We start from the raw sequence: 3684 nt of genomic DNA on the forward strand, positions 1-3684 counted from the left end.
GCCCACCCACGCCCACCGTGAGGTTCCGGTGGAAAGCCTGCACCTCCATCCGGCCGTCCACGTCCACCCGGCCCCAGTTGAAAACCTCGGCCCCCATCGTCAGGCGGAAGTGGCGCTGCCCCAGTCGTCCCAGGCCCTCACCATCCCAGTTGAGAATCACCTCGCCGTGGGCCGAGTACCCGTCCGGAAACGGTGCGTCCGCCTGCGGCACAGCGTCCGGGCCTGCCACCTGGAAGCGCGCCAGTTCGTAGTCCGGGCCGAAGGCGCCCTGGCGGAAACCTCCGCGCTGGAGACGCCCCTCCAGGCGCGCGCGCATGTCCACCGTCGAGGACATGTACTCCGCGCCCAGCCCTGCCACCGCGCCCCACGCGCCGCCCTCGCCGGGACGCCCGCCCCAGCCCGCGTTCGCCTGCAACTCGAAGCCTCCCTCCTTGTTGCGGCGGCTCACGAGGACGGCTGTCCCATCCAGGTGGGCCAGCGTCATCGGCTCCGACGTCCCTCCGGCCTTGCCCCAGTCATGCGCCGCCGACAGCGACAGCATGTACTTCATGGGGTACGGCTGGCGGCCGAAGAGGATGTGCTGAATGTCCAATGCGACTTCTGCCCCCATCAGCCGCGCGCCCAGCACGTCCGAGGCGAAGGCCTCCACGTAGAAGGGCCTCAGCATGCCCGTCACCAGAGCCCCGGCTGGGTGGTAGTCGGGGTTGCCCCGGTTGTTGTAGCGGCGCACCAGGTGCCCAGACAGCAGCGTGTAGGACTCAAGGGCCCCCAGCCAAACGAAGTTCGGCGCGTCGCCTCCTATCGTCAGCGCCTGCACCACCTGGCCCCAGTCGGACAGCTCGTCCCAGTCCTCCTTCCGCACCAGACTGGCGCCCTCCTCTGCGCCCCACATCCGCAGTCGCACCGGCGCGCCCAGGTCGAGGTGGAGCATGCCCGGCTTGACGAGTTCCAACCGCGGCACCACCTGCAAGAAGCCTTCGTCCCTTCCGGCCCCTCGCCGCGGCAGCAACATCCACGTCGTGGTCTCCAGGCTCAGCCGGTTCGCCCAGCCAGAGCCCGAGCTGGACGAGGCCGGCTCCTCCTCGACCAGGGCGTCACCCTCGTCCATGGAGGGCTCGAGCAGTTCGTCCACCTCTGGCTCAAGGAGGACGGTGTCGTCCTCGACCTTCGCCAGGTCGTCTTCATAGGCAATCTCCTCCGCCCACCCCACTCCGGGTAACACCAACAGCAATACGACGGCCCAGCGCATGAACATCGACGTCTCCTGTGAAGGCCCCAGCAACGGGGCAATGGACAGAGGCTTCCCGTTCAGTCCGGCAGGGCGCCGGGCTGCGGGGTGAATGCAGTGCATTGCGGGAGTCGCCGGCAGGCCGGCCGAGCCAAGCGATAGGCAGACGTGTCACGTCACGGCGCCAGGAAGCCCGGCCCCGTCCCAACAGCAGACAGACGTGTCTCGCCACGGCACCAGGAAGGACTGGCTCCGTTCATGACTCCAAACGCGCGAATAGGGATGACCGAGGAAGAGTTCCTCAGCGGGCGTCAGGCATGCAGCCCGACGAAACGCAGACAGCTCCTCGGCGCAGGACGACCGTCAGCACGCGCCTCACGTGGCGGTGCGGGGAAGTCTCTGCGCGGTGCGAGAGCCCAGCGCCTACTTCGAAGCGGATTCATGAAGGTGGATCAGGAGCGTCGCCGTCCAGGCGCTCCTCGCGGCCACCCAGGAAGCGCGCAGTCGCGCGCACACGCTCCAGCACAGTGGGGAACACATCGCCCTCCAGGGCACGCCAGAATGGACTAGACCAATAGGTATAGTCCATTGGACCCCAGATTAACAGTCCGCACAAGCCCCGAACGCCGGAAACCCATGAGAGGGCTTACCCACAGCCCTTGCCGGGTTATGGGAAGGTGACGCTGCCCAGCGTGACGGTGCGGCGCTGATCCGCATCCCAAAGCTTGAGCGTGAAGTGCCCTTTAGGGGACTCGGATGCAGCCTCAGCCTCTACCACTACGCGCTGGGTCGTCGAATCCGAGGCCACAGGGCCTGACTGCCATACTTGAAGCACCTTCAGCTCCTCGTTGGCCTTGCTCCTGAGCGCAGCCCCCACTGCACTCCACGGTTGAGCATCCCCTACGTATCTGAGGGTGACCTCAACAGCCACCCTGCGCGCTGTGCGGTAAGTATAGACAAAAATCACGTCTGCTGCCCCTCCTGGGGCCTGGGTCACACCCTCGGTCAGGTTGCGAAAATCAACGCCTCGTCCGCTGAGGACTGCTGTCGAGATGAGCCCCGTCAAGCCATCAGGAGCACTTCGCTCCGCGCGCAGGCGCTCATTCTCCTCTCTGCACTTCTCAGCTTCGATGCGCGCCTGACGGACTTCCTCCTGGTATGTCTCGACGGTCCTCTTGCGTCGATAGACTTCGACATGCGCCTCCGACCGTGCGGGGTGCGCGACCAGGACAAACGTCGCACTTGCCGGGGCCGCTCCATCCTGAAAGCGCACCGTTAGCTTAAGCCGTTCTCCCGCCGAGAGCTTCTCTGACGGGATCAGGCGCAAGGTTGTGAGTCCAGCGTCCACCATTGCAAAGCGCTCGCGTCCCTCAAGTGTCAGCCCCTCTCGACTCACCTCCGAATCAAAGAGGAACATCGTCGAGAGTCCTGGGCTCACCGCTACTTCAGCCGCCGGCTGATCATCATCCGAGACCAGCTCGATTCGGCGAACGCTCAGGCCCACAGTAGATGAGGGCGACTGCGCCAGCGCCGCCCCCTCTCCTACGAGGAGGAGGAAAAGCAGCACGGCCGACACTGAATAATGCACGCGACGTTTCTCCTGGACCAAGCCAGCATCGACACCGCTGGCGGCTCACGGGCGTCTGCCAAACGGCGACACCTCACTCAAACTCACTCACGGCCTTGACGTAAACGCCAGAGTACACGCGCGCCTTGCCGGTATCCCCTCCTCCGTCCTTTATCGACAGTCCGCGGTTGCGAGAGGAATCCAACACCTCCAGGCACACGGGGAAGCTTCCTTTGCTCGTGCGCGCCCGAGTCAGTCGGACATAGACGCGGTCGGCCACAGTGAGTCGCCCAGACAGAGTGGATTGGCCCGCATCCAGCAGGATGATTTGTGCAGTCCCATCCTTCACCGTTACGAATTTATCTTGCCCTCGGACGAAGCTGGCCACCTCCTCGTCCCCAATCTCAATGCCCAGCATCTCCATGCCCTTGGTGGCGCCTGCCGGGCACGGTTCAGGATCCGGAGCAGGGCGCACCTGTGGGCCTGAGCAGGCCAGCGCGCCGCAGAGGGCCGTCGTCGCAAGGGCATTGCTGACGCTCCTCGTGGCCTTCTTAGCAGGCACCGGCGGGGAGGTCGGGGAGTCACTCTTCGTCGTCGTCACGGTGGCAGTCACCTCGGGAAGCGTCGCGGGGGGAGCGACGGCCGCAGGTGTTGCCTCCGGCCCGGTGGGAGCTGCGGCCGGGGCAGCTTGAGGTTTCTTTGTATATGGCGCTACTTCTTGGCCGGGGTCGGCCTGCGGCTTCGGTGAGGCCGTCCGCTGTGAGAAGTACGCCCCAGACGCGAGGGCCATGGCCAGCAGCCCCACGCCCAGTACCCGCCCCTTCCGGAGTCGCGCGAGGAACGAGCGCCGCCCCACCTCATCAGTGGGGGCCTCAGGCGACGCAACCGG

Annotated in this window: 2 protein-coding genes and 1 pseudogene; all 3 read right to left on the bottom strand. The window is 65.8% G+C overall.

What is annotated here, in order from left to right; genetic code table 11:
* The coding region (locus FJV41_RS48425) for a hypothetical protein (protein ID WP_141649398.1) at nt 1-1255 on the bottom strand (1255 nt) is incomplete at its 3' end.
* 640 nt (nt 1256-1895) lie between these two features.
* Nucleotides 1896-2816, bottom strand: a complete 921-nt coding sequence (locus tag FJV41_RS48430; protein WP_141649399.1) for a DUF2381 family protein — start codon at nt 2814-2816, stop codon at nt 1896-1898.
* A 73-nt stretch (nt 2817-2889) separates the two neighbouring features.
* Nucleotides 2890-3684, bottom strand: a pseudogene (locus FJV41_RS54895) (serine/threonine protein kinase); the annotation flags it as partial.

The sequence above is a fragment of the Myxococcus llanfairpwllgwyngyllgogerychwyrndrobwllllantysiliogogogochensis genome, from assembly GCF_006636215.1.
Lineage (GTDB): Bacteria > Myxococcota > Myxococcia > Myxococcales > Myxococcaceae > Myxococcus > Myxococcus llanfairpwllgwyngyllgogerychwyrndrobwllllantysiliogogogochensis.